The sequence below is a fragment of the Mesorhizobium sp. M7A.F.Ca.CA.003.01.2.1 genome (genome assembly GCF_003998945.1).
Lineage (GTDB): Bacteria > Pseudomonadota > Alphaproteobacteria > Rhizobiales > Rhizobiaceae > Mesorhizobium > Mesorhizobium ciceri.
The window spans coordinates 1-1,459 of sequence record NZ_RZRA01001173.1; the positions used below are offsets into that span (position 1 = coordinate 1).

The following is a 1,459-nucleotide window of genomic DNA, read 5'->3' on the forward strand; positions in this document are numbered from 1 at the left end:
TCGTCGGCACCAAACGGATCGATGTCGCGGCTGGCGTCCATCAGATCGCGGAAGCTGCAGCCGATCTCGGCGCGCCGGGCGTCGATCTGCCAGAAATCATAGAAAGCACGGTTGATGATCTCGGCGCGCATATCGGCGTCGAGCACGAGGACACCGATCGGCATCTGGTCGACCATTGTGCGGAGACTGGCGAAGGTCTCGGCATTCCTGGCATTGGCGTTTTTGATCTCCGCATCGCGCTGCTTGATCTCGGTGACCTCATAGTAGGTCAGCAGCCGCTTGCCCCCGGACAACGCCGTCACCGAAAACATCATCGTCCTGCCGTTGGCATGGACAAATTCGCGCGGCGCGACGGATCCGGCGCGAATCTCGTCGAGGCGAGTAGCGAGGTAGCGCTGCCATTGCTGTTCGTCGATGTCGCCATAGATGCCGCTGCGGCGGTTGAGCTCCATCAACAGGCTGAACGGAGCGCCGACGGCAACAGCGCCGTCCGGAATCCTCGAGAGGTCGCGATAGGCCTTGTTGACGATCAGCGTGTCGAGCCTGGCATCGAGAAGCACGACGCCCATATGCATGGCGTCCATCGTCCGCTCGAGGTCGGCCAGATGCTGGTCGGGCTCGCCGTCACCCGATGGTTCCCGCCCCAGACTTTTGAAGGCGCCGGCCAGAGCCGTGACGTTGCGGCCGATGCCGCGATAGCCGGCAAATCTTCCTTCGTCGTCGAACTTTGGAAAGCCTGATGTCAAAACCCAGCGACAGTCGGCGCTGCCAGCCTTGAGCTCATAGACGAAGTCGCGAAAAGGCCGGTGCGCCTGCAGATCCTCCAGATGCGCCGCGCCACTGCGATCGCCGTTCAGGACCTGGTTGAGGAAGTCGAAGCGGAACCGGCCAAGCACGTTTGCCGGATCGATGCCGGTGGCGGCCTGGTAATTTTGCGAAAGCCAGGAGAAGCGCAGTTCGGCGTCCGTTTCCCAGACCCAGTCCGAACCGGCTTCGACGAGTTGGCGAAGCGCATCGTTCGAATCCATGCAAGAGGCGGACGATGAGGCATCGTCGCCATGCACTGTGGATCTGCGAGGCCCGCGCTTGCCGCGCGCGCCGATTGTTTCGTCCGCTTCCGCCATGCCGTCCCCACCCCGAAAACCAAGGCCGAACCCTCCTCCGCGGTTCGTCGGCGGAATCTGCCCGAGAAGCATTAAGGATCCGCTAACCTTAACGGTCGGTTGGACAGGATTGCGCGGCGCGGTCTGCTTCATTCCGCCCGGTTGTCGGCGGGGTCGAACCCGCTATATAAGCAACGGCAGGGGTATTGCTGATGCTTGGACGGATTGTGCCTTTTTTCATGGGGCTGGCGCTGCTTTTCGGCGGCGGTTGCTCGCGCAGTTATGACGGCACGGTCGTCATCCCGAGACCGCTTGATGTCCGGCGATTCTGGGATCGGCCGCCACCGAATGTCGAC

Annotated in this window: 1 protein-coding gene; it reads right to left on the minus strand. The window is 62.2% G+C overall.

Annotated features, from left to right (window positions below):
- Positions 1–1,124, minus strand: a 1,124-nt coding sequence (locus EN969_RS30925) for a PAS-domain containing protein (protein WP_164758652.1), incomplete at its 3' end; no start/stop codon positions are given.
- Positions 1,125–1,459 lie beyond the last annotated feature (335 nt).